The sequence below is a fragment of the Ralstonia sp. VS2407 genome (assembly GCF_052950655.1).
On record NZ_JBRFVG010000291.1, the window covers coordinates 1 to 456 of the forward strand.

Below are 456 nucleotides of genomic sequence, written 5' to 3' on the forward strand. Positions count from 1 at the left end.
GCTTCGTCCAGGGTGGTGATCCGGGTCAGTTTCAGCGCAAGTCGGTAGATGGTGCGCCCGGCATCGGTGCGTGGGTTGCTGGTGGTGTAGCGGCGTACCACGCGTTGGGCGTGGACGAGGCAGCGTTGGATTTTCGTGGTCGGCCAGCACTTTTTGATCGCGCTGTATGCGCCTTGGCCGCCGTCGATGACGGCGATGAGTGGGGCTTCGATGCGTTCAAGCAGCAGCTGGTAGTCGCGGGTGGTTTCGTGTTTGCACCAGTGCCAGGCGATCACGTGGTCGATGGTCGCCGCGATAATCAGACAGCCGCCGGCGGTGTAGGTGCCGTCGAGGAAAATTTGGTCATATACCCGTTTGTCGTGGCCGGCGGTGGGGTCTGGCACCTCAACGGAGGGTGTCAGGAAGTTTGTGTGTGAGGCTCTGATCTAGAAGGAGTTTCACCGATAATGACTACGG

At 60.3% G+C, this 456-nt stretch carries 1 pseudogene; it reads right to left on the reverse strand.

Annotated elements, in window-relative coordinates:
- Nucleotides 1–389: pseudogene (locus ACU8YE_RS25115) on the reverse strand (transposase); the annotation flags it as partial.
- Between the last annotated feature and the right edge of the window lie 67 nt (nucleotides 390–456).